Source organism: Pinisolibacter sp. DMC100, from assembly GCF_056313705.1.
In genome coordinates this window covers 1,207,635-1,230,541 of the sequence record NZ_JBQUZT010000001.1, presented here as the reverse complement: position 1 = coordinate 1,230,541, position 22,907 = coordinate 1,207,635, and the positions used below count along the sequence as shown (strand labels likewise).

The 22,907-nt window shown below is 71.2% G+C and carries 19 protein-coding genes; 10 read left to right on the top strand and 9 right to left on the bottom strand.

The annotated features are described in order from the left end of the window. Nucleotides 1-80 precede the first annotated feature (80 nt). Both ACT541_RS05650 and ACT541_RS05645 read left to right on the top strand, forming a co-directional pair. Complete coding sequence (locus tag ACT541_RS05650) at nucleotides 81-3,608, top strand: hybrid sensor histidine kinase/response regulator (protein ID WP_476134955.1); 3,528 nt, start codon at nucleotides 81-83, stop codon at nucleotides 3,606-3,608. A 34-nt stretch (nucleotides 3,609-3,642) separates the two neighbouring features. Then, nucleotides 3,643-4,407 (top strand): SDR family oxidoreductase, encoded by a 765-nt coding sequence (locus ACT541_RS05645; protein WP_476134953.1) that lies wholly within the window; start codon nucleotides 3,643-3,645, stop codon nucleotides 4,405-4,407. 66 nt (nucleotides 4,408-4,473) lie between these two features. Here ACT541_RS05645 and ACT541_RS05640 read toward each other — a convergent pair whose 3' ends face one another. After that, nucleotides 4,474-5,142, bottom strand: coding sequence for a response regulator transcription factor (locus ACT541_RS05640; protein ID WP_476134951.1), 669 nt, complete (start codon nucleotides 5,140-5,142; stop codon nucleotides 4,474-4,476). Between the two features lie 345 nt (nucleotides 5,143-5,487). Between ACT541_RS05640 and pip the strand changes: the two genes are divergently transcribed. Then, complete coding sequence (gene pip / locus ACT541_RS05635) at nucleotides 5,488-6,465, top strand: prolyl aminopeptidase (protein WP_476134949.1); 978 nt, start codon at nucleotides 5,488-5,490, stop codon at nucleotides 6,463-6,465. Here the strand turns inward: pip and ACT541_RS05630 are convergent. After that, a complete protein-coding gene (locus ACT541_RS05630) occupies nucleotides 6,446-6,928 on the bottom strand; it encodes a secondary thiamine-phosphate synthase enzyme YjbQ (protein WP_476134948.1) in 483 nt (160 codons plus the stop codon). The genes pip and ACT541_RS05630 overlap by 20 nt on opposite strands. A 189-nt stretch (nucleotides 6,929-7,117) precedes the next feature. Between ACT541_RS05630 and ACT541_RS05625 the strand changes: the two genes are divergently transcribed. Further along, a complete protein-coding gene (locus tag ACT541_RS05625) occupies nucleotides 7,118-7,777 on the top strand; it encodes an invasion associated locus B family protein (protein ID WP_476134946.1) in 660 nt (219 codons plus the stop codon). Nucleotides 7,778-7,832: 55 nt separating this feature from the next. Here the strand turns inward: ACT541_RS05625 and ACT541_RS05620 are convergent, their stop codons facing one another. Continuing rightward, on the bottom strand, nucleotides 7,833-8,273 hold the full coding sequence (locus tag ACT541_RS05620; protein WP_476134944.1) for a MerR family transcriptional regulator: 441 nt from the start codon (nucleotides 8,271-8,273) through the stop codon (nucleotides 7,833-7,835). A 413-nt stretch (nucleotides 8,274-8,686) separates the two neighbouring features. Here ACT541_RS05620 and ACT541_RS05615 point away from each other — a divergent pair, with 413 nt between their 5' ends. Continuing rightward, nucleotides 8,687-12,451, top strand: a complete 3,765-nt coding sequence (locus ACT541_RS05615) for a peptidoglycan-binding protein (RefSeq protein ID WP_476134942.1) — start codon at nucleotides 8,687-8,689, stop codon at nucleotides 12,449-12,451. Here the strand turns inward: ACT541_RS05615 and ACT541_RS05610 are convergent. After that, nucleotides 12,423-13,781 (bottom strand): MATE family efflux transporter, encoded by a 1,359-nt coding sequence (locus ACT541_RS05610; RefSeq protein ID WP_476134940.1) that lies wholly within the window; start codon nucleotides 13,779-13,781, stop codon nucleotides 12,423-12,425. The two genes, ACT541_RS05615 and ACT541_RS05610, sit on opposite strands and share 29 nt — an antisense overlap. Further along, nucleotides 13,778-14,056: a DUF6460 domain-containing protein gene (locus ACT541_RS05605; RefSeq protein ID WP_476134939.1), complete on the bottom strand. Its 279-nt coding sequence runs from the start codon at nucleotides 14,054-14,056 to the stop codon at nucleotides 13,778-13,780. Before ACT541_RS05605 ends, ACT541_RS05610 begins: the two co-directional genes overlap by 4 nt. Nucleotides 14,057-14,195: 139 nt before the next feature. Between ACT541_RS05605 and ACT541_RS05600 the strand changes: the two genes are divergently transcribed. The 5 genes from ACT541_RS05600 to pdeM all read left to right on the top strand — a co-directional run bounded on the left by ACT541_RS05600 (nucleotide 14,196) and on the right by pdeM (nucleotide 19,596). Next, nucleotides 14,196-15,134 (top strand): class I SAM-dependent DNA methyltransferase, encoded by a 939-nt coding sequence (locus ACT541_RS05600; protein WP_476134937.1) that lies wholly within the window; start codon nucleotides 14,196-14,198, stop codon nucleotides 15,132-15,134. Between the two features lie 138 nt (nucleotides 15,135-15,272). Further along, a complete protein-coding gene (locus tag ACT541_RS05595; protein ID WP_476134936.1) occupies nucleotides 15,273-15,719 on the top strand; it encodes a hypothetical protein in 447 nt (148 codons plus the stop codon). Between the two features lie 91 nt (nucleotides 15,720-15,810). Then, nucleotides 15,811-16,167 carry a hypothetical protein gene (locus ACT541_RS05590; RefSeq protein ID WP_476134935.1) on the top strand — a complete coding sequence of 119 codons (357 nt, stop codon included), beginning with the start codon at nucleotides 15,811-15,813 and terminating at the stop codon, nucleotides 16,165-16,167. A 133-nt stretch (nucleotides 16,168-16,300) separates the two neighbouring features. Beyond that, nucleotides 16,301-18,844, top strand: coding sequence for a ligase-associated DNA damage response DEXH box helicase (locus tag ACT541_RS05585; RefSeq protein WP_476134933.1), 2,544 nt, complete (start codon nucleotides 16,301-16,303; stop codon nucleotides 18,842-18,844). Beyond that, nucleotides 18,841-19,596 carry a ligase-associated DNA damage response endonuclease PdeM gene (pdeM, locus tag ACT541_RS05580; protein WP_476134932.1) on the top strand — a complete coding sequence of 252 codons (756 nt, stop codon included), beginning with the start codon at nucleotides 18,841-18,843 and terminating at the stop codon, nucleotides 19,594-19,596. Before ACT541_RS05585 ends, pdeM begins: the two co-directional genes overlap by 4 nt. Here the strand turns inward: pdeM and ACT541_RS05575 are convergent. The 4 genes from ACT541_RS05575 to ACT541_RS05560 form a co-directional block, all read right to left on the bottom strand. Next, entirely contained in the window at nucleotides 19,556-20,350 is a 795-nt protein-coding gene (locus tag ACT541_RS05575; protein WP_476134930.1) for a TIGR02186 family protein, read from the bottom strand. The two genes, pdeM and ACT541_RS05575, sit on opposite strands and share 41 nt — an antisense overlap. Then, nucleotides 20,347-21,279: a sulfite exporter TauE/SafE family protein gene (locus tag ACT541_RS05570; RefSeq protein ID WP_476134928.1), complete on the bottom strand. Its 933-nt coding sequence runs from the start codon at nucleotides 21,277-21,279 to the stop codon at nucleotides 20,347-20,349. Before ACT541_RS05570 ends, ACT541_RS05575 begins: the two co-directional genes overlap by 4 nt. 104 nt (nucleotides 21,280-21,383) lie before the next feature. After that, nucleotides 21,384-22,481: a quinone-dependent dihydroorotate dehydrogenase gene (locus tag ACT541_RS05565; RefSeq protein WP_476134926.1), complete on the bottom strand. Its 1,098-nt coding sequence runs from the start codon at nucleotides 22,479-22,481 to the stop codon at nucleotides 21,384-21,386. Next, nucleotides 22,478-22,822 carry a DUF952 domain-containing protein gene (locus ACT541_RS05560; protein ID WP_476134925.1) on the bottom strand — a complete coding sequence of 115 codons (345 nt, stop codon included), beginning with the start codon at nucleotides 22,820-22,822 and terminating at the stop codon, nucleotides 22,478-22,480. The genes ACT541_RS05565 and ACT541_RS05560 overlap by 4 nt, the downstream gene beginning before the upstream one ends. Between the last annotated feature and the right edge of the window lie 85 nt (nucleotides 22,823-22,907).

Sequence of the window (22,907 nt, the reverse complement as noted above, 5' to 3'; positions counted from 1 at the left end):
ACATACGCCTTTCGTCGGGGCTATGAAGTCATGTCCGTTCGCGAAGGCCCGCGCGACATCGAGAAGAAGGCCGCCGAACCATGATCCACGGATGGCTCGTCCTCGTCGTCGCCATCGCCTACATCGGAGCGCTGTTCGGCATCGCCCACTGGGGCGACCGCCGCCTCGGACGCGTCTCGCCGACGGTCGGCCGGCCGACGATCTACGCGCTGTCGCTCGGCGTCTACTGCACGTCGTGGACCTTCTTCGGGTCGGTCGGTCAGGCCGCGGTCAAGGGCCTCGACTTCCTGACCATCTACATCGGGCCGATCCTGCTCTACCTGTTCGGCTACGGCATCCTCGAGCGGATGATCCGTCTGGCCAAGGCCGAGCGCATCACCTCGATCGCCGACTTCATCGCTGCGCGCTACGGCAAGAACCAGCGGCTCGCCGCCGTCGTCACGGTGATCGCGCTGATCGGCATCGTCCCCTACATCGCGCTTCAGCTGAAAGCGGTGTCGACCTCGGTCACGACGCTCGTCCACCACATCGACTTCGGCCTCGCCCCGTCGCAGTTCCGACCCGACGTGCCGCTCGGCGTCGCCGCCGCGATGGCCGCCTTCGCCTGCCTGTTCGGCACCCGCCACATCGACGCCACCGAACATCAGCAGGGACTGATGCTGGCGATCGCGGCGGAATCGGTGGTCAAGCTCTTCGCCCTGTCGCTGGTCGGCATCTACGTCACCTTCGTGCTGTTCGACGGGCCGAGCGACCTGATGGCCTCGATCGTCGACAATCCGGTCGGGGCGCACGTGCTGTCGGGCAACCTCTCGGGCGGCAACTGGATCGTGATGACGACGCTGTCGTTCTTCGCGATCCTGATGCTGCCGCGGATGTTCCACGTCGCCGTGGTCGAGAACCACACCCCGGCCGAACTCAAGCGCGCCCGCTGGCTGTTCCCGCTCTATCTCGTCGCCATCAACGTCTTCGTCGTGCCGATCGCGCTCGGCGGCCTCGCCCGCTACGGCACCGCCATCGACGCCGACACCTTCGTGCTGCGCCTGCCGCTCGACGCCGGCGCCGACTGGGTGACGCTCTTCGCCTTCGTCGGCGGTCTGTCGGCGGCCACCGCGATGGTGATCGTCGCCTCGGTGGCGCTGTCGATCATGATCTGCAACGAGCTCGTGGCGCCGGTTCTGGTCAAATGGGCCGGACGCGACGGCGGCGATCAGCCCGACATGATGCGGACGCTGCTGATCGTGCGGCGCATCGCCATCGTCGTGGTGCTGCTGCTCGCCTATCTCTATCTGCGGCTGGTCGCCGACGCCTCGGCGCTGGCCGAGATCGGCCTGCTCGCCTTCGCCGCCATCGCCCAGTTCGCACCCGCCTTCTTCGGCGCGCTGTTCTGGCGGCGCGGTACGGCGCGCGGCGCCATCGCCGGCATCGTCGCCGGCTTCGTCGTCTGGATCTACACGCTGGCGCTGCCGACCTTCGTCGAGGCCGGTTACGGCACGACGTCGTTCCTGCTCAACGGGCCCTTCGGTTTCTGGTTCCTGAGGCCGCAGGCGCTGTTCACGCTGGCCTTCGACCCGCTGTCGCACGGCGTGTTCTGGAGCCTCGCCTTCAACACCGCCGCCTTCGTGTCGATCTCGATGATGCGGCCGCCGGAGCCGATCGAGCGCCTCCAGGCCAACGTCTTCGTGCCGTCCGACTTCGCCCCCGCCCCGGCGCTCCGGCGCTGGCGCACCGCGGTGACGGTCGACGATCTCGTCTCCACCGTCGCCCGCTATCTCGGCGAGGAGCGCACCCAGCGCGCCTTCGGCGAGTTCGGCCGCTCGCATTCGATGCTGCTGACCGGCGACCGGCCGGCCGACCTGCATCTGCTGCGCTTCGCCGAACAGCTGCTCGCCTCGGCGATCGGCGCCGCCTCGTCGCGGCTCGTCCTGTCCCTGCTGGTCAAGCGGCGCGATCCGTCGACCAAGGCGGCGATGAAGCTGCTCGACGACGCCTCCGCCGCCATCCAGTACAACCGCGACCTCCTGCAGATCGCGCTCGATCAGGTCGGCCAGGGCATCTCGGTCTTCGATCGCGAGCTCGGCCTCATCTGCTGGAACCGCCAGTTCCGCCAGATCCTCGACCTGCCGCCGGGCTTCGCCCAGGTCGGCGTGTCGCTGCAGGCGATCATCCGCGACCGCTCCGAGCACGGCGAGTTCGGCCCCGGCAATCCCGAGCGGATCATCAAGGACCGCATGGATCGCCTCGTCCGGCGGATGGAGACCTATCACGAGCGTCTCGCCTCGACCGATGCGGTGATCGAAGTCCGCACCTCGCCGATGCCGGACGGCGGCATCGTGACGACCTGGACCGACATCACCGAGCGCGTCTCCTCGGCCGAGGCGCTGGCACGGGCCAACGAGACGCTGGAACGGCGCGTGCGCGAGCGCACCGAGGAGCTGACGCGGCTCAACGGCGAGCTGTCGCGCGCCAAGGCGGAGGCCGACGAGGCCAACATCGGCAAGACGCGCTTCCTCGCCGCCGCCGGCCACGACATTCTCCAGCCGCTCAACGCGGCGCGGCTCTACGCCACCTCGCTGGTGGAGAAGACCGAGCATTCGCCGCTCGCCACCCACGCGGTCAACATCGACCAGTCGCTCGACGCGGTCGAGGAGATCCTCGGCGCGCTGCTCGACATCTCGCGGCTCGACGCCGGCGCGCTCAAGCCCGAGTTCACCGTCTTCCGCATCGACGAGATCCTGAAGCCGCTGACCATCGAGTTCGAGCCGATCGCCCGCGACCGCGGCCTGAAGTTCCACGTCCTGCCGTGCTCGCTGTGGGTGCGCTCGGACCGGCGCCTGCTGCGGCGGCTGATCCAGAACCTGATCTCCAACGCCATCAAGTACACGCCGCGCGGCAGCGTGCTGGTCGGCGTCAGGCGGCGGCGCGGACGGCTGGCGGTCGAGGTGCTCGACACCGGTCTCGGCATCTCGCCCGATCAGCAGAAGGTGATCTTCCAGGAGTTCCAGCGGCTCGACCAGGGCGCCAAGATCGCCCGCGGCCTCGGCCTCGGCCTGTCGATCGTCGAGCGCATCTCGCGGGTGCTGTCCCATCCGATCGGGCTGACCTCCGAACCCGGCAAGGGCTCGCGCTTCCACGTCGAGGTGCCGACGGCCGCCGCCATGCCCAACGTCGCGCCGACCGACGGCACGCCGCGGCCGACCGCCGCCAAGTTCGACGGCATGACCGTGCTCTGCCTCGACAACGAGGAGACCATCCTCGACGGCATGGAGGCGCTGCTGGTCGGCTGGGGCGTCAAGGTGGTCAAGGCGCGCGACCAGAAGGACGCCTCCGAGCAACTGGCCAATCTCGTCAAGGAGACCGGCCAGGGGCCGGACATCCTCTTGGTCGACTACCATCTCGACGACGGCAACGGCATCGACGCCGTCGTCCAGTTGCGCTGGCGCTTCGGCTCCGACCTGCCGGCGGCGCTGATCACCGCCGACCGCGGCCCGCAGGTGCGCGAGGAAGCGACCGAGAAGTCGATCACCGTGCTCAACAAGCCGGTGAAGCCGGCGGCGCTGCGCGCCGTCCTCACCCAGTGGCGTAGCGCCAAGTCCGCCGCGGCGGAGTGAGCCGAGCGCCGATCCGACGATCCGGAGATCCCCGATGACAGACGCTCCCGCCTCCCGCATCGCGCTCGTCACCGGGGCCGGCAGCGGCATCGGGCGGGCGGCCTCGACCGCGCTGGCCGCCGACGGCTGGACCGTGGTGCTGACCGGACGCCGCGTCGAACCGCTCGAGGAGACGGCACGGCTGATCGAGACGGCGGGCGGCCGGGCGCTGGTGGTGCCGGCGGACGTCGGTGATTCCGCGGCCGTCGAGGCGCTGTTCGCGACGATCGAGGCGACCTACGGGCGGATCGACTTCGTCTTCAACAACGCCGGGCGCGGCACCGGCGCCATCCCGATCGACGAACTGAGCGACGCCGACTGGGCGGCGACGGTGGCGGTCAACCTGACCGGCGTCTTCAACGTGACGCGCGCCGCCTTCCGGCTGATGAAGCGCCAGGTGCCGCAGGGCGGTCGGATCGTCAACAACGGCTCGATCTCGGCCCATGCGCCGCGGCCGAACTCGGTGCCCTATACCGCGACCAAACACGCCGTCACCGGCCTCACCCGCTCGATCGCCCTCGACGGACGGCCCTTCGACATCGCCTGCGGCCAGATCGACATCGGCAACGCGGCGACCGAGATGACGGACCGGATGACGCTCGGCGTGCCGCAGGCCGACGGCTCGGTCCGGGCCGAACCGCGGATGGAGGTCGCCGACGTCGGCCGCGCCGTCGTCCACATGGCGAGCCTGCCGCCGAGCTCCAACATCCTGTTCATGACGGTGATGGCGACCAAGATGCCCTTCGTCGGGCGGGGGTGAGGCAAACGAAAAAGGCGACGCCACCGGCGTCGCCTCGTGTCTCGTCGGCCTCGACCGCGGCGGGGTTCACACCCCGACGGAACTCCACTGACCGGCTTCGATCTTGGAGGCGGCGATGACCGCCTGGGTGCGGCTCTCGACACCGAGCTTCTGCAGGATCGCCGAGACGTGCGCCTTGACGGTCGCCTCGGAGACGCCGAGCTCGTAGGCGATCTGCTTGTTGAGCAGGCCTTCCGACAGCATCATCAGCACCCGCACCTGCTGCGGCGTCAGCGTCGACAGACGCTGCACCAGCTTGGCGGTGTCGTCGACCGGCACGGCCGAGAGGTCGATGTCGGCGGGCGTCCAGACGTCGCCGTTCATCACGGTCGACAGCGCCTCGCGGATCGAATCGGTGCCGAGCGACTTCGGCACGAAGCCGGCGGCGCCGAACTCCATGCAGCGCCGGATGGTCCCCGGGTCTTCGTTGGCGGAGACCACCACCACCGGAACCGCCGGGAACTGGGCACGCAGATACATCAGGCCGGAGAAGCCGCGCACGCCGGGCATGTTCAGGTCGAGCAGTACGAGATCGACTTCCTCGCCCTCCTCGAGAATCTTGGAGACCGCCTCGAGCGACCCCGCCTCGGCGATCACGACGCCCTCGAACAGGCTCTCGAGCGTCTGACGCAATGCACCGCGAAAGAGCGGATGATCATCCGCGATCACGAACCGATAACCCGGATTGGTGGCCAATCCCCTTCTCCTTTAGGTTCGTCCGGCGCGCCCCGAGCGGACTCGCGGATTTTCGTGCGGCGACGGGTCGGCGACGATCCCCCAATCGTGCCGGTCGCGGTCGGCTGGACGCCGACGAGTGAATTATCGATCCCGCAACGCAACTTCGCAAGCGTCATCCGAAAGGATGAGGCCGAATAAGCTTCATTACTAGGGCAAAATTGGCGAATTCCGTCGATTTCTTGCAAATTGGAATTTTCTTGCCCCGCATCGAGCGCCGAGCCGCCTTGCGACGACGGGCTAGGCAGCGGGCGCACCTGCGATACTCTCGCACCTTTCGCCCCCCGTTCCACATCGGAGCCCACCGTGAACGACACCGCGTCACCCCGCCGCCACGCCCTCTTTCCCGACATCGCACCGCATCGCAGCGGCCGCCTGAAGGTCTCCGACCTGCACGAGATCCATTGGGAAGAAAGCGGAAATCCGGACGGAAAGCCGGTGATCTGCCTGCACGGCGGCCCCGGTGGCGGCATCACGCCGACCATGCGCCGGCTGCACGATCCGGCCGCCTATCGCATCGTCGCCTTCGACCAGCGCGGCTGCGGACAGTCGACGCCGCATGCCGAACTCGCCGAGAACACCACCTGGGATCTCGTCGCCGACATCGAGCGCATCCGCGAGCACCTCGGCATCGAGCGCTGGCAGGTCTACGGCGGGTCGTGGGGCTCGACGCTGGCGCTCGCCTATGCCGAGACCCACCCGGAGCGGGTCAGCGAGATCATCCTGCGCGGCATCTTCATGCTGCGGCGCAAGGAACTCCTGTGGTTCTACCAGGAGGGTGCGAGCCTGATCTTCCCCGATCTCTTCGAGCCCTTCCGCGACCTGATCCCGCGCCACGAGCAGCACGACCTGATCGCCGCCTATCACCGCCGCCTGACCGGGCCGGACGAGGCGCTGCGGCTCGAGGCGGCGCGGCGCTGGGCGACCTGGGAGGGCTCGACCCTGTCGCTGCTGCCCGACCCCGAACGCGCTGCGGCCTTCGGCGGCGACGCCTTCGCCCTCGCCTTCGCGCGAATCGAGTGCCACTTCTTCATGAACGGCGGCTTCTTCGAGGTCGAGGACCAGCTGCTGCGCGACGTCCACCGCATCCGCCACATCCCGGCGGTGATCGTCCACGGCCGCTACGACATGTGCACGCCGATGTTCAACGCCTGGGACCTCAAGAAGGCCTGGCCGGAGGCGGATCTCCGGATCATCGACGACGGCGGCCACGCCGTCACCGAGCCGGGGCTGGTCGCCGAGATGGTCGCGGCCTCGGAGGCCTTCAAGCACCGGCCGGCGTGAGCGCCCGCGTGCCGAGGAAGTGGAGCGCCGCCTCGCGGGTCGAGCCGCGGTCGCGATGCTCCATCACATAGACCGTCTGCCAGGTGCCGAGCTCCATCCGCCCGGCGCGGACGGGAACGGCGAGCGACACGCCGGTCAGCGTCGCCTTGACGTGGGCCGGCATGTCGTCGTCGCCCTCGAGGGCGTGGCGCCAGTGGCGGCCGCGCGGCGCGAGCCGGTCGAGGGCGTCGACGAGATCGGGCAGGACCTCGGGCGAGGCGTTCTCCTGGACGGTCAGCGACGCCGAGGTGTGGCGCAGGAAGATCGTCAGCAACCCGTCGCCGGCGCCGATCTCGGCGAGCCAGCCGGCGAGGTCGTCGCCGACGTCGACGAGGCTGCGCCCGCGCGTGGCGACCGACAGTCGCGCCGTCGCCTGGAACAGCGCCTCGCCCGTCGCCTCGGTGCCGTGCCGAATGGTCGCCATCGTCTCTTCTCCCCACGCGCGTCGAAGGTCGTGTCGATCGGGTCACCGTATCGCCGCAATGAAGCGACACGACCGTTTCCCGCGAAGACGCGCGATCCGCCCTCTCTCCCATTGAACCGGGCCCGAGGGAAGGCTATGACGTCGTCACGCTCCACGCTTCCGAATTACCTTCAAGAAACGGGAATGACGATGTCCGCCATTGTCGCGAATTTCGCAGCGAACGCCGTTCGCGCCCCGCTTTCCGGCGTCGCGACGCTCGCCGCAGTCGCCCTGGCGACGGTCCTCGGCGTCTCGTCGGCCCAGGCGCAGGCCGCCAAGGCCTCCGCCGCCGACAGCTGGATCAAGGTCTGCCGCAACGACGACAAGGCCAAGCGCGAGTTCTGCAAGACCGCCTACGACCTGCGCACCAGCGGCGGCCAGTTCCTGGCCTCGGTCGCGGTGGTCGAAGTCGGCGGCGAGGCCCGCAAGGTGGTCGAGATGATCCTGCCGACCGGCCTGCTGCTGCAGCCGGGCCTCAAGGTCCAGGTCGACCAGAACAAGGCGGAAGACGCCAAGTACGGCATGTGCGCGCCCGACGGCTGCGTCGCGCAGATGGTGTCGAACGAGGCCTTCGTGACCTCGCTCAAGTCCGGCTCGACCATCACCATCACGGCGCAGGGCCAGGCCTCCAACCCGGTGGTCTTCACCTTCCCGCTCGCCACCTTCAAGGCGGCGAACGAGGGCAAGCCGCTGGACGAGGCGGCGCTGAAGAAGCGCGAAGAGGCGATCAACGCCGAGATCCAGGACAAGCAGAAGTCGATCGAGGAGCAGCTGCGCGAGCAGCAGCGCAAGGCCTCGCAGGGCAAGTGATCGCCCGCGCCGATCGAGACGAAACGAACGGGCTTCCTCGGAAGCCCGTTTTTTTTCACGCCCCGCGCGGCCCGGCGCCGGCGGGCGAGGCGCGCTCCAACGCTGCGATCTCCAGCGCGATGCGCTCCAGCGTCCGCTCGGTCTCGGCGCGTGCCGCCAACGTCTCGCGTTGCCTGAGAGCGAGCCGCTCGCCGAGGTCGGCGAGCCGGGCGTCGAGCGGGGCGCGCCGCCGCAGGTCGAGCATGGCGTGGATCTCGGCAAGACCGAAGCCGATGCGCTTGGCGGCGACGACGATCTGCAGCCGGCGCACGTCCTCGGCGCGATAGCGCCGCGTCTGACGTTCGCGCACCGGCTCGAGCAGACCCTTGGCCTCGTAGAAGCGCAGCGCGCGCAGGGTCACGTCGCACCGGGCGGCGAGATCGCCGATCGACCAGCGGCGATCGGTATCGTCGGAGGTGTCGGCGAGCAGCGAGGCGAGATCGTCGGCGACGTCCATCGTGCTGAGGGTCCATCCGAAGCGAGGTGGGTGCGGGATCGCGGCACCGGCGGCGGCCGGCACACCCGCGTCGAACGCGGGTCGGACCAGTCAACGGACCGCACGTGAACGTCGGCTTGCCGCGACGACGGCAATCTTAGCGATCGGCTCTTCTCGGTCGGGCGCGACAAACACCACGTCGCCTCCAAACGAGGTGCCGCGAACCCGCAACATCAAGGAAACATCGACGAAGATTACGATTCTCTCACTTCCCGAGCCCTGCCTTAACGACTTGTTTACCCTGTTCGAAAAATCTGTCGTCGAAGCTCCGGTCGGATGATCGTCCGAGTCGGCGAACCGTGTGGACGGTTCCACGACCCCACGATCGTCCTGGAATTGCCGACCGGACGAGCTTCTGCCGGCGGAGGTAGGACATGTCTCGCAGCGGACGCGGGTTCGAAGACGAAGCCCGACAGCGCGTCTTGGATGCGGCTCGGCGATCGGGTCTCTCGGTCGGTGAGCTCGTGCAGGCGCTGCAGGACGGCCCGCGTCGCGGGCGCACCGCCGAACCCACCGGAGCGGGTCTCGGCGCGCTCGACCGCCGCCTCGACGCGCTCGGCGACCGCATGCGCCGCCCGACCGCCGACCGTACCGCCTCCCGTCTCGACCGCACCGCCGCCGCCGAAGCCCAGCTCGACGAGATCGCCGCCACCGTCGACCGCCTGTCGGGCGCGGCGCGTTCGCGCGGGGTCCGCCGCGACGGCGACGCCGGTCACATCCTCGACACGCTGGAAGCCATCGACCGCCGCGTCCGCGACCTTTCCGACGACCGTCCGCGCGGTCGCGCCGCGGCGCTCCTCGACGACGATCTCGACGTGCCGCGCGCCGCCCCCCGTGGTCGCGCCGCGCTCGACCTCGATCCGCCGCGGGTCCGCCGCGACGAATCCGCCCTCGTCGTCTCCGAGATCCGCGCGCTGCGTGCCTTCCTCGAGAGTCGCGCCGGCGAAGGCGCCGACGTCTCCGGCGAGATCCGCCGCCTCGCCGCCAAGATCGACCGGCTGGCCGAGACGCGGCCGGACGGCGAGGAGATCGAATCGCTGGCGACCGAACTCGGACGCCTGCGCGACGTGGTGCTGCAGTCCAACGTCGAGGGCTCGCTGAAGAGCCTCGAGGCGGGCTACGGGCAGATCGTCGACCGGCTCGACGGGCTCGAGCGCGGCCTCGGCACCCCGCGCGACGGCGCCGACATCTCCGAGATCCGCAGCCTGCTCTCGGCGGTGCCGCAGGCCGGTCACCTGACGGCGCTCGAGCGCAATCTCGACCGGCTGACCGACAAGTTCGAACGTCTCGCCGCCCGCGACGAGAACCCCTACGCCCAGCAGATCGAGCGCCGCCTCTCCGACCTGCGCACCCAGATCGAGAGCTTCGATCCGGGCAAGGTCGTGGTCTCGCTCGACCAGCGCCTGAAGGCGGTGACCGACAAGCTCGACGCGCTGGAGCGCTCGACCAAGGTGCCGGCGTCGGGCGACCGCGTCGTCAAGATGCTCGAGGAGCTGCGCACGCTGGCGGCCGGCAACCGCGCCGCCGACGAGCTGCGCGCCATCGAGGCCCGCATCGCCGACATCGGCGAGCGCATCGCCGAATTCGAGAAGCGCCGGCCGTCCTTCGAGGACACCGACCGCATCCACGACCGCATCGCCGAGCTCGCCGGACGGCTCGAGCGCATCCCCGATCCCGACGAGGGTCGCCGCACGGTGCGCGCGCTCGAGGCCGCCGTGGCGCGGCTCGACGCGGCGATCGCCGATGCCGCCCGCCCGGCCGAGAACGAGAAGCTCGACGCGCGGCTCGACCAGATCATCGACCGGCTCGACCGGCGCCCGCCGGCCGCCCCGGACGCCACCGCCGAGGTCGAGAAGCTGACCCGCGAGATCGCCGCGATGCGCCGCGAACTCGCCGCGCCGCGCCAGAGCGACGACCTCGAGGCGCAGATGCGCCTGCTCGCCGAACGGCTCGACCGCTCGACCACGCACGAGGGCGACGACGAGACGCTGTCGCAGATCGAGGAGCAGCTCGGCCAGATCTCGCGCCAGATCGAGGCGACCCAGAGCCGCGTGCCGGATCTGTCGTCGATCGAGAACCACATCGTCGCGCTCGCCGACCGCATCGAGACGACCCATGTCGATTCCGTCGTCGCCGCCCGCGAGGCGGCGCGCGAGATGGTGCGCGAACTCGCCGAGAGCCGCGGCGACGGTCTGCCGTCGGCGGCGCTCGACGCGCTCAAGGGCGACCTGCGCGCCCTCAAGGACGCCGCCCGCGAGACCGAGGACCGTACCAACGGCACGCTCGTCTCGTTGCACGACGCGCTGACCGGCATCGTCGGCCGCCTCGCCGCGATCGAGAAGATCGCGCAGGGCTCGGCCCGCAACGCCGCCGCCCAGCGCGGCGGTTCTCCCGCGCCGGAGCCGGCGCCGCAACCGGTCGTCCAGGCGCCGCAGCGCGCCGTCCATCAGGCCGCCCCCGCGCCGGCCCAGCCGGTGCGCATGCCGGCCGCGCCGAGCGTCGCCGAACCGGCGATCGCCGAAGAGGACGTCCGCCCGGCCGCCGCGCGTCCGGCGACCAATCCGATCGCCCGGGCCCGCGAGATGCTCGCCGCCGGGGCCGGAGCGGACGACAACCGTCCGCTCGAGCCGGGCTCGGGCAAGCCGACGCCGCGGTCGCTGATGCCGTCGGAGGCGCGTGCCCAGGCCAATCCGGACGAGCCCAATCCGGCGACGGCGCGCAAGGCCGAGTTCATCGCCGCCGCCCGCCGCGCCGCGCAGGTCGCCGCCACCACGGCCGCCGCCGCGCCGACCGTGACGCCGGACGACCGCACCCCGACCCCGGAGCCGACCGCCGAGGGCGGCGCGCTGTCGCGCATCGGCCGGGTGCTCAAGACCCGCCGCCGGCCGCTGGTGCTCGCCACCGCGGCGCTGGTGCTCGCCATCCTGACGCTGCAGGTGATGCCCGGTCGCAAGCCGGCGCCCGAGCAGACCGCCGACGCCGGTGCGCGGATCGAGCAGACCGCGCCCGAGGCCCATTCGACCGTCGCCCAGCGCGACGTGCCGCCGGTCGACGGCTCGCTGCTGTCGAAGGCGCCGACCGCCGAGGCGGCCCCGGGCTTCTCGATGCCGTTGGCGACCGACGGATCGGCCAAGCCTCAGGCCGAGGCCGACAAGGCCCCCGTGCCGCAGCGCACCAGCGCGCTCCAGGGCGTGCCGCTGGCCGGGGAGCCCCTCACCACCGGATCGATCCCGTCGTCGGCCGCCACGTCGGCGGTGCCGACCGAAGAGCCGCCGCGTCCGGCCGTCGCCGATGCCACCCTGCCCGAGCAGATCGGGCCGGAGACGCTGCGTCGTGCCGCGGCGAGCGGCGATGCCCGCGCCGCCTTCGAGGTCGCCCTGCGCTTCGCCGAAGGCAAGACGGTTCCCGCCGACCTCGCCAAGGCGGTCGCCTGGTACACCGCCGCCGCCGAGAAGGGTCTGGCGCCGGCGCAGTATCGGCTCGCGGTCGCCTACGAGAAGGGCCTCGGCGTCACCCGCGACGCGGAGAAGGCGCGGACCTGGTACACCGCCGCCGCCGAGCAGGGCAACGTCCGCTCGATGCACAATCTCGGCGTGCTCTACGCCAACACCCGCGACATGGCGAAGGCCGTGCCGTGGTTCCAGAAGGCGGCCGACTACGGCCTGCGCGACAGCCAGTTCAACCTCGGCATCATCCATGCCCTGGGTTCGGGCGTGAAGCAGGACCTCGCCGTCTCCTACAAGTGGTTCGCGCTCGCCGCCCGTCAGGGCGACGCCGAGGCCGAGAAGAAGCAGAACGAGGTCGCCGCCCATCTCGACAAGGTCAATCTCGCCGCCGGTCGCATGGCGGTGCAGACCTGGGTGCAGCGGTCGATCGACCGCGCCGCCAACGAGGAGACGCGCGGCTGGGCCGATCCGGTCTCGGCGGCGGCGCCGTCCGGTCCGGCGGCACAGGCCGACATGATCCGCCAGGCGCAGCAGCTCCTGAAGACGCTCGGCTTCTACAACGGTGCGATCGACGGCAATGCCGGCGCGACCACCAAGACGGCGATCCGCACCTATCAGAAGAAGGCCGGCCTGCCGCAGACCGGCGAGGCGGACGCGGCGCTGCTCAAGGCGCTGTCGGGCCGTCAGCTCTGAGCCGCCCCCCGCCGCCCAGCGCGGCGCGGGCCCGGTGCGGCATCACGGCGGCGAGCGTCAGCCCGCGCACCGACAGGAAGGCGACGAAGGCCGCCCACAGGCCGTGATTGCCGTAGGCGGGGAAGAGCACCGCCCACAGCGCGAAGAAGACGACGAGCGAGGCGACCATCATCGCCGCCATGTCGCGCGTCCAGCCGGCGCCGATGAAGACCCCGTCCATCTCGAAGGCGAGCACGCCGGCGAGCGGCGTCACCGCCGCCCAGACGAGGTGCTCGCGCGCGGTCGCGGCGACCTGGACGTCGGCACTCATCAGGTCGATCGCCGCCGAACCCGCCAGAAGCACGACGAGGGCCGCGACCAGCGCCAGCACCACGCCGCCGGCCGAGGTCAGCCAGAGCGCGCGGTCGAAGCCCACCCGGTCGCGGGCGCCGACCGCCCGGCCGACGAAGGTCTCGGCGGCGGCGGCGAAGCCGTCGAGGAAATAGGCGGTGGTCAGGAAGAACTTCTCCAGCACCGCGTTGGCCGCCAGCACCACCGCGCCCTGCGCCGCGCTCTGGCGCGAGAAGAAGGTGAAGGCGGCGAGCAGCACGAAGGTGCGGATCATGATGTCGCGATTGACCGCGACGAGGCCCGAGAAGGCGGCGCGATCGAAGATCCGGGCGCGGTCGGGCCGCACCCCGCGGCGCCATTCGCCGGCGACCAGCGCGGCGCCGAGCAGGCTCGCGACGATCTCGGCGACGACGCCGGCGATCGCCGCCCCCTGCGGCCCGAGGCCGAAGCGACCGACGAGGATCAGCGCGAGGGCGATGTTGGTGGCGTTGAGGACGGTCTGCAGCAGGAGGCCGATGCCGGCGCGGCCGCGGCCGAGGTACCAGCCGAAGACCGCCTGACCGAAGAGGATCGCCGGTGCCGACCACAGGCGGACGCCGGCATAGGCCCGTGTCGCCTCGCGCACCGCCGGTTCGCCGCCGACGATCGCCATGCCGAGATCGACGATCGTGCCGGAGAGAAGCGCGACGGCGGTGCCGAAGACCAGCGCCACGGCCAGCGCCCGCACCAGCACGGCGCGCAGCTCGGCGACGTCGCCGGCGCCGGTGGCACGGGCGGCGAGGCCGGTCGTGCCGGCGCGCAGGAAGTAGAAGAGCGAGAAGACGAGATCGCAGACGATCGCCCCGAGCGCCACACCGCCGACGGCGGCGGCATCGCCGGTGCGGCCGACGACGCCGATCGCCACCACGCCGACGAGCGGCGTGGAGAGATGGCCGAGCGTCATCGGCACGGCGATCGAGAGGACGTCGGAGAAGGAGAGCGGGCGGCTCGCCGCGGTCACTTCGCCCGCCCGGTCAGGCGCAGGATCAGCCAGACCGGCACCACCAGCACGGCGCCCCAGACGAGATAGCGCAGCATGCGCATGATCGTCTCGGTGCCCATGTGGAGGACCCAGTCGAAGAAGCGGTCGATGTTGCCGATCAGGCGGCCGACGAAGGTCACCGGATCGAGACCGATGGTCTCCAGCACGAAGCCGACGACGATCGACAGGAACACCAGCCAGAGGACCGTGCGCAGCGGCGAGCCGGCGGAGAAGCGGGTCAGATCGGTGGCCATCGAGATCCTCGCGGGCGGGAAGCGGACGTCCCTCGGCTCTAGCACGCGATGTCGGCGCGGTCGAGGCGAAGCGGCGGAAAGTGCTTGATCGCGAGGCGGGTTGCCCCCATCACCAAGGCCCCGACGCCGGACCCTCGCGATGACCGAACAGACCCACACCCCGAGTTCCGCCTCCCTGCTCTCGGGCGACGACGTCGCCGACCGGCGGCTCGACCATGCCCGCGGCTATGCCGCCGCCGGCGAGCCGCAGGCCGCCGCCGAGCTGATGGAACAGGCGCTGGAGCGGGTGCCCGGCTGGGCGGTCGGCTGGTTCGTGCTCGGCGAGTTCCGCGAGGCGGCCGGCGACCGCGACGGGGCGATCGCCGCCTGGGAACGGGCGACGGCGCTCGATCCCGACGACCGCTGCGGCGCCGTGCTGCGGCTCGCCCGGCTCGGCGCCCGCCCCGCTCCCGACGCGCCGCCCGCCGCCCATGTGCGCGATCTCTTCGACGGCTATGCGCCGCGCTTCGAGGCGAGCCTCGTCGGCAGGCTCGGCTACAGGACGCCGGAACGGCTGGCGGCGGCGATCGAGGCGCAGGCGCCCGGCCGGGTCTTCGCCGAGGGGCTCGATCTCGGCTGCGGCACCGGGCTGATGGCACGGGCGCTCGGGACCCGCGTCGGCGCACTCGACGGCGTCGATCTGTCGCCGGCGATGATCGAAGTGGCGCGGGCGAGCGGGCTCTACCGCAGCCTCGTCGTCGACGGGCTCGACGCCGAACTCGGACGGCGCGAGGCCGGATCGGTCGATCTCGTCACCGCCGCCGACGTCTTCTGCTACCTCGGCGATCTCGGTGCGGTCTTCGCGGCGGTCGCCCGGGTGCTCGCCCCCGGCGGGCTCTTCGCCTTCTCGGTCGAGAAGGCGGGCGAGGGCGCGGAGGTGGTGCTGCGCGACAGCCTGCGCTACGGCCATGGCCGCCGACATGTCGAAGACACGGCGACGAGGGTCGGATTGACGGCCCTCGCGCTCGAGGAGACAGTGTTGAGGCGCGACCGCGATGCCGAGGTGGCGGGTCTTCTGGGTGTCTTCACGAAGTCGTGAACACCTGGACGGCGAGATGAACGGCGGCTGAACGACGCACTCAGCCTCCATGCATCTCGTCCGATGCATGATCCCGCCAACGTCGATCGAGACGGGCGCGAAGCGCGACCCCGACGACGAGAAGGAACGGATCGACCGATGAAACCGCTGTCCATCGCCCTGGTGCTCGCCTCGTCGCTCTCGGCGCTGGGTCTGGCCGGCTGCCAGACGACCGAAGACGACGGCTACTATTACGAGTCGAGCTATCGTGGAACCTACGCGAGCACGCCGCGTTACGTCTACGAAGACAGCTACGTCGTGCGTAATCCGCCGGCGCGCCAATACGGCTGGGCTCCGCCGCCGCCGCGTTACGCTCCCCCGCCGCCGCCGCCGCGTTACGGCTACAACCCGCCGCCGCGTTGGCAGCATACGGCACCGCCCCCGCCGCCCCCGCCGCAGGCCGGACCGCCGCCGCCGCGTCACGCTCCGCCGCCGCCTCCGCCGCAGCAGTCGGGCGGACCGCCTCAGGGCCAGCCGGCCTTCGTGCCGTCGAGCCGCCCCCCGGCGACCTCGTCGTCCGGCAACCGGCCGCCGTGGCAGCAGTGAGATCCCCCGCTCCTCCGGCGCGACGACGCGTCTCCAGGGGCGAAGCACTCGACAGAACAACGACCGCCCACCGGCGGCATGGAGGAAGACCATGAAAAAGCTCGTCACCGGCCTGATGATCGCCGCGACGCTCGGCGGTGCCCTCGCCGTTTCCACCGGCGCCGAAGCCCAAGAGTGGCGGCGCCATCACCACCACGGCGGTGGCGGCGGCGATGCCGCGGCGGCCGCGGCGCTCGGCGTCGTCGGTGGCCTGATCGTCGGCTCGGCGATCGCCAACGCCAACCAGCCGGACTATTACGACGACGAGTACGTCGTCCGCCGCGCCCCGCCGCGTCGCGTCTACTACGAGGACGACTATCGTCCCGCCCGTCGCGGTGCGCACTGCCGCACGCTGATCAAGTACGACATGTACGGCAAGCCGTACGAGTACAAGGACTGCGATCCATGATCGCCGTCCCGGGCGCCGACCGCCATCGGCCGCCCGGGAGCGACCTTCGCCGAGGGCCGGATCCCGAAAGGGTTCCGGCCCTTCGTCGTTTCGCGGCCTCGACGGCGCGGCCGGCGACGTCTACCTCTGGAGCGTGACCGCGACCGCCGCCCCCTCCCCCGACGTGCCTCTGCCGGAGCCCTTCGCCGGCTGGTTCGCCGCGCGCGGCTGGCGGCTCCGCCCGCATCAGACGCGCCTCGTCGACGCCGGGCACGACGGCCGCTCGGTCCTCCTCGTCGCCCCGACCGGTGCCGGCAAGACGCTCGCCGGCTTCCTGCCGTCGCTGATCTCGCTCGCCGGGCGGCCGAAGCAGAAGCTCGTCGCCGAGGGCCGCGGCGTGAAACGGCGGGGCATCCACACGCTCTACGTCTCGCCGCTCAAGGCGCTCGCCGTCGACGTCGCCCGCAACGTCGAGACGCCGATCGCCGAGATGGGCCTGCCGATCCGGGTCGAGACGCGCACCGGCGACACCTCCGCCCACAAGCGGCAGCGGCAGAAATACGATCCGCCCGACATCCTGATGACGACGCCGGAACAGGTGGCGCTGCTTCTGGGCTCGCGCGAGGCGGACGATCTCTTCGGCTCGCTCGAATGCGTGATCTTCGACGAGCTGCATGCGCTGGTGACGTCGAAACGCGGCGATCTCCTCGCCCTCGGCCTCGCTCGGCTCCGCGCACTCGCGCCGGGGCTCCGGGCGGTCGGGCTGTCGGCAACCGTCGCCGATCCGGCCGAGCTCGCCGCCTGGCTGGTAGCGCAGGCCCCCGACGGTCCGCGGCGCGAGGCCGATCTCGTGATGGCGCCGCCCGGCGCTCCGGCGATCGTCGAGATCCTCGATCCCGACGTGCGCATCCCGTGGTCCGGTCACCTCGCCCGCCATGCCATCCCGTCGGTGCTCGAGGCGATCGGCAAGGCAAAGACCTCGATCGTCTTCGTCAACACCCGCGCCCAGGCGGAACTGGTGTTCCAGGACCTGTGGGCGGCGAACGACGCGGGGCTCAGGATCGCGCTGCATCACGGCTCGCTCGACGTCGCCCAGCGTCGCCGGGTGGAAGCGGCGATGGCGGCGGGCGGCGGGCCGAAGGGCCTCGACGCGGTCGTCGCCACCTCGACGCTCGATCTCGGCATCGACTGGGGCGACGTCGATCTCGTCATCCACGTCGGCGCGCCGAAGGGCGCGAGCCGCCTCGCCCAGCGCATCGGCCGATCGAACCACCGGCTCGACGAGCCGAGCCGGGCGCTGCTGGTGCCGGCCAACCGCTTCGAGGTGCTCGAATGCCTCGCTGCCCGCGAGGCCAATGCGGAAGGCACGCAGGACACGCCGGCGATCCGGGCGGGGGCGCTCGACGTGCTCGCCCAACACGTCCTCGGTCGCGCCGTCGCCTCTCCCTTCGCCGACGACGCCTTCTTCGCCGAAGTCACCTCGGCGCTGCCCTATCGCGGGCTGACGCGCGCGCGTTTCGATCGGGTGGTCGACTTCGTGGCGACCGGCGGCTACGCGCTCCGCGTCTACGAGCGCTACGCCAAGATCCGGCGGACGAAGGAAGGTCTGTGGCGCGTCGCCAATCCGCAGGTGGCGCAGCAGTGGCGGCTCAACGTCGGCACCATCGTCGAGATGCCGATGGTCAAGGTCCGCCTCGTCTCGGGCGACAAGGGCCGGATGCCGCGTTTCGGCGGCAGGGTGCTGGGTGAGATGGAGGAGTATTTCTTCGAGACGCTGACCTCCGGCGACACGTTCCTCTTCGGCGGCGAGGTGCTGCGTTTCGTCGGCCTGCGCGAGAACGAGGCTCTGGTCGCCCGCGCCAAGGGGCGCGATCCGAAGATCCCGTCCTATTGGGGCGGCAAGTTCCCGCTCTCGACCCATCTCGCCGAGCGGGTGCGCGGGCTCCTCGCCGATCCCGGCCATTGGGGGGCGTTGCCCGAACAGGTCCGCATCTGGCTCGAGCTGCAGCGCGAGCATTCGCGTCTGCCGTCGAAGACCGAGCTGATGGTCGAGACCTTCCCGCACGGCGACCGCTTCCACATGGTCGCCTACGCCTTCGAGGGCCGGCTCGCCCATCAGACGCTCGGCATGCTGCTGACGCGGCGGATGGAGCGGGCGGGGCTCCGCCCGATGGGCTTCGTCGCCAACGACTATTGCCTGAGCGTCTGGGCCGCGGTCGATCTCGGCCAAGCCTTCGAACGCCGTCGCCCATCGCTCGCCGAGCTCTTCGACGAGGACATGCTCGGCGACGATCTCGAGGCGTGGCTCGGCGAATCGATGATGCTGAAACGCACCTTCCGCAACTGCGCCATCATCGCCGGCCTCGTCGAACGCCGGCATCCCGGCAAGGAGAAGAGCGGGCGGCAGATGACCGCCTCGACCGATCTCGTCTTCGACGTGTTGCGCGCGCACGAGCCCGACCACATCCTGATCGAAGCGACTCGCGCCGATGCCGCCCACGGGCTGCTCGACGTTCGGCGTCTGGCCGACATGCTGGCGCGGGTGGCGGGCAAGGTGCGGCACGTGCGCCTCGACCGGATCTCGCCGCTCGCCGTGCCGGTGCTCTCCGAGATCGGCCGCGAGCCGGTGCCGGGGTCGGCGGGCGAGGACATGTTGGCGGAAGCGGCGGAAGCCCTGATGCGGGAGGCGACGGAATGACGGGCGCGGCGAAGCCCTTCGGCGACAGCCGGATCGAGGTCGCGGGCGAGGTTCTCGTCGGCCTGCCCTCGGGCGCGGCCTGGTGGGAGGCCGCGCGAACGCTCATCGTCGCCGATCTGCATTTCGAGAAGGCCTCGTCCTTCGCCCGGCGCGGTTCGCTGCTGCCGCCCTTCGACACCCACGCGACGCTCGCCCGGCTCGAGGCCGACGTGGCAGCACTCATGCCCGCCCGCGTGATCTCGCTCGGCGACGCCTTCCACGATCCCTTCGCCGTCGAACGGATCGAAGAGGGGGCGCGGGCGCGGCTCTCGGCGTTGCAGATGGGCCGCGAATGGCTGTGGGTCGACGGCAATCACGACGCCGCACTGGTCGGCGCAATCGGCGGCGAGCGGATCGCCGAACTGGCGATGGGCGCCCTCGTCTTCCGTCACGAACCGCGGCCGGGCGCGGACCCGGCTTCCGCCGGCGAACTCGCCGGCCATCTCCATCCGGCGGCGCGGGTGAAGGTGGCGAGCGGCACGGTGCGGCGGCATTGCTTCGCCGGCGACGGACGGCGGCTGATCCTGCCGGCCTACGGCAGCCTCGCCGGTGGGCTCGACGTCGCCTCGCGCGCCTTCGCCGGACTGTTCGAACGACCGAACCTCGTCGTCCATCTCCTCGGCGAGGGCCGTGTCCACGCCATGCCGGCGCGGTCGATCGTCGGTCTCGGCGTCAGTCGCGGCGGAAGAGAACCCCACCGAGCCAGCCGGTGAGGAGCGCGATCACCACCGAGGCGATGCCGTAGAGCACAGGACGGTGGGCGGCGAGATCGGCGACCGTGCTCTCGAAACCGCTCTTGGCGACCTCGATCGCCGTCTCGCCCTCGGCGATCTGGCCGCCGTCGGCAAAGAGGATCGCCCGGACGCGATAGGCGCCGACCGGCACGTCGGCCGGGATCGGCAGGGTCGTCGCCCAGAGCGTCGCGCCCATGCGGCGGATGCCGCCGGGATATTCGGCATAGTGACCGGCGGTGCGCTGGAGGCGGAGGAAGGCCTCGCGGAAGTCGCGCGAGCCGGCCATGATCTCGACGCCGCCGGGGATCGACTCCGGCAGGATTAGCGCGTCGAGACCGACCTGCGCGCCCTTCAGCGCCTCCGGCGTCGCCAGTTCGGCGATCGGCCGGGTGGTGGCCACCGCGTAGTAGGAGGGCGCGACGTAGGTGCGGCCTTCACGGTTGATCCAGATGCCGAGGGTGCGTTCCTTGCGGCGGGTGACCAGCGTGCGGTTCGGCCCGACCAGCGTCACCGCCAGTTCCCAGCCCGCCGAACGGCCGACGGTCGCGGCGTCGCGTTCGATGGTGCCGAAGACGGTCAGCGTCGTGCCGGAGAAGTTCGAGGTGATCTCGACCTGGCGGGTCGAGGGTTCGAACACCAGCGCCTCGGCCGCCGCGGGAGGCGCGCAGACGGTCGCTGCGAGCGCGAGGAGCCCGAGCACGGCGGCGCGGCGGCGCGGCGTTCCCCCCGTCATGGCGTCGCTCCCCCGAGGATGACGCGCAGCGTATAGGGATCGGCGGGCGGCAGCACCAGTTCGACGGCGAAGCGGATGCCGACCGCCAGGATCAGGAGGCCGAGCAGGGCGCGCAGCTGTTCGCCGCGCAGGCGCTGGCCGATCTGCTGGCCGAACTGGGCGCCGATGACGCCGCCGACCATCAGCAGGAAGGCCAGCACGATGTCGACCGTGCGGGTGGTCGCCGCCTGCAGGAAGGTGGCGAAGACCATGGTCGCACCCATCTGGACGAGCGAGGTGCCCACCACGATCGAGGTCGGCACCTTGAGCAGGTAGATCAGCGCCGGCACGATCATGAAGCCGCCGCCGATGCCGAGCAGCGTGCCGAAGAAGCCGACGATCACCCCGAGCGCCACCACCGGGATCGCCGAGACCACCAGCCGCGAGCGCGGGAAGACCACCTTGAGCGGCAGCGACTGCATCCAGCCGTCGGGCCGACGCACCGGCGGCGGCGGCGGAACCGGGCCGCGGTTGGCGAGGATGGTGCCGATCGCCTCACGCGTGGTGAAGGCGCCGATGAAGCCGAGCAGCACGACGTAGCAGAGAGCGATCACCAGATCGAGCTGGCCGATGCCGCGCAGGGCCGAGAAGACGACGACGCCGATGGTCGATCCCACCATGCCCGACAGGAGCAGCCAGGTGGCGAGCTTCCAGTCGATCGACTTGCGCCGCCAGTAGCCGAGCGCGGCCGACGCCGACGACGCCGCCACCTGGGCCGAGACCGAGGCGACCGCCACCGCCGGCGAGATGCCGGAGAAGACGAGGAGCGGCGTCAGCAGGAAGCCGCCGCCGACGCCGAACATGCCCGAGATGAACCCCACCGCCGCGCCGACGCCGAAGATCATGAACATGTTCACGGGCCATTCGGCGACGGGCAGGTAGAGCAGCATCGGTCACACCGGGCGGGCGGGATGGAGCGGAGCCGGCGACGCGCCCGCGGGGACGCGCACCGAATCCGTCGTCATGGTGACACGAAGCCGGCCCCCAGGCGACCTCATCGGCCGGCGTCCGGGTCGCGCGCCGCCCAGTCGTCGGTGCGGGTGCCGACGAGGTCGGAGAGGCGCTTCAGCCCGGCGCGGGTCAGATGGGCCGAGAGGCCGGCGAGGATGCGCTCGACCAGCTGCGGCCCCTCGTAGACGAGGCCGGAATAGACCTGCACGAGGTTGGCGCCGGCGGCGATCTTCTCGATCGCGGTCTCGGGCGAATCGATGCCGCCGACGCCGACGATCGGCAGATCGGGGCCGACGAGTTTGCGCATGCGGGCGAGCATCACCGTCGAGCGATGGAACAGCGGCCGGCCGGACATGCCGCCGGTCTCGGCCGACTGGGCCGAGCGCAGGCCCTTGCGGTCGAGCGTGGTGTTGGAGACGACGAGACCGTCGACGGCACGGGCGAGCGCCACCTCGGCGACGTCGGCGAGGCCCTCTTCCGTCATGTCCGGGGCGATCTTGAGCAGCACCGGCACGCGGCGGGCACCGGTCGCGGCGATCTCGTCGCGGGCGGCGGCGACGCGGCCGAGCAGGTCGTCGAGCTGGTCCCTGGCCTGGAGATCGCGCAGGCCCGGCGTGTTGGGCGAGGAGACGTTGACGGTGAACCACGAGGCGAGATCGGCGAAGGCGCGGATGCCGGCGACATAGTCGGCGATGCGGTCCGGGCTCTCCTTGTTGGCGCCGATGTTGACGCCGACGAGGCCGCCGCGGCCGCGGCGACGCATCAGCCGCGCGCGCATGGCGGCGTGGCCCTCGTTGTTGAAGCCGAAGCGGTTGACCACCGCGCGGTCCTCGACGAGGCGGAAGAGCCGCGGCTTCGGATTGCCGGGCTGGGCGAGCGGCGTCACCGTGCCGACCTCGACCGCGCCGTAGCCGAGCGCCAGCAGGCCGTCGGGAGCCTCGGCGTTCTTGTCGAGACCGGCGGCGATACCGACCGGATTGGGGAAGGCGAGATCCCAAAGTCGGGTCTCGAGCCGGAGATCGGCCGGGCGGTTGCACTTCGGCACGACGCCGGTCGCCAGCGCCTTGATGGTCAGCGTGTGGGCGATCTCGGGATCGAGGCGGAAGACGAAGGGACGGGCGAGGCCGTAGAGGTCGATCACGGTTCGAGCTCCGGGAAGAGGTGGCGGCCGTCAGGGCCGAGCGGCAGGTCGACGACCCGCAGTGCATCGCCCGGCGCGAAGGTGCCGTAGAGATGGGGGAAGAGCGCGCCGCCGCGCGACGGCTCCCACTTCAGCGCGGCGCCGAAGGGGGTGTCGGCGAGCGCCACGAGGAGGAGATCGGTGCGGCCGGCAAAATGGCGCGCCGCCGTCTCGGCGACCTGCGCGGCGGTCGAGAAATGAATGAAGCCGTCGGCGAGATCGACGGGAGCGCCGGCGAAGACGCCGCGCGTCACGGCCTCGGCCCATTCGTCGCGTCCGGTGATCTTGTAGAGCGTGGGCATCGGGCGCCATCCTCGCTGCCGTCGGGCACCGCGGCGGCGTCGCCGGAGCCGTGGAACGGGCGAGGCGGACCCTAGTCGCCGCGCG

Bases quoted from the DNA above. Each gene is read 5' to 3' on its own strand.
- ACT541_RS05605 (WP_476134939.1), bottom strand. From the start codon at position 14,056: ATGGCCACCGATCTGACCCGCTTCTCCGCCGGCTCGCCGCTGCGCACG.
- ACT541_RS05620 (WP_476134944.1), bottom strand. From the start codon at position 8,273: ATGGACGTCGCCGACGATCTCGCCTCGCTGCTCGCCGACACCTCCGAC.
- ACT541_RS05650 (WP_476134955.1), top strand. From the start codon at position 81: ATGATCCACGGATGGCTCGTCCTCGTCGTCGCCATCGCCTACATCGGA.
- ACT541_RS05630 (WP_476134948.1), bottom strand. From the start codon at position 6,928: ATGGCGACCATTCGGCACGGCACCGAGGCGACGGGCGAGGCGCTGTTC.
- ACT541_RS05575 (WP_476134930.1), bottom strand. From the start codon at position 20,350: ATGACGGGGGGAACGCCGCGCCGCCGCGCCGCCGTGCTCGGGCTCCTC.
- pdeM (WP_476134932.1), top strand. From the start codon at position 18,841: ATGACGGGCGCGGCGAAGCCCTTCGGCGACAGCCGGATCGAGGTCGCG.
- ACT541_RS05590 (WP_476134935.1), top strand. From the start codon at position 15,811: ATGAAAAAGCTCGTCACCGGCCTGATGATCGCCGCGACGCTCGGCGGT.
- ACT541_RS05570 (WP_476134928.1), bottom strand. From the start codon at position 21,279: ATGCTGCTCTACCTGCCCGTCGCCGAATGGCCCGTGAACATGTTCATG.
- ACT541_RS05600 (WP_476134937.1), top strand. From the start codon at position 14,196: ATGACCGAACAGACCCACACCCCGAGTTCCGCCTCCCTGCTCTCGGGC.
- ACT541_RS05645 (WP_476134953.1), top strand. From the start codon at position 3,643: ATGACAGACGCTCCCGCCTCCCGCATCGCGCTCGTCACCGGGGCCGGC.
- ACT541_RS05560 (WP_476134925.1), bottom strand. From the start codon at position 22,822: ATGCCCACGCTCTACAAGATCACCGGACGCGACGAATGGGCCGAGGCC.
- ACT541_RS05615 (WP_476134942.1), top strand. From the start codon at position 8,687: ATGTCTCGCAGCGGACGCGGGTTCGAAGACGAAGCCCGACAGCGCGTC.
- ACT541_RS05595 (WP_476134936.1), top strand. From the start codon at position 15,273: ATGAAACCGCTGTCCATCGCCCTGGTGCTCGCCTCGTCGCTCTCGGCG.
- ACT541_RS05625 (WP_476134946.1), top strand. From the start codon at position 7,118: ATGTCCGCCATTGTCGCGAATTTCGCAGCGAACGCCGTTCGCGCCCCG.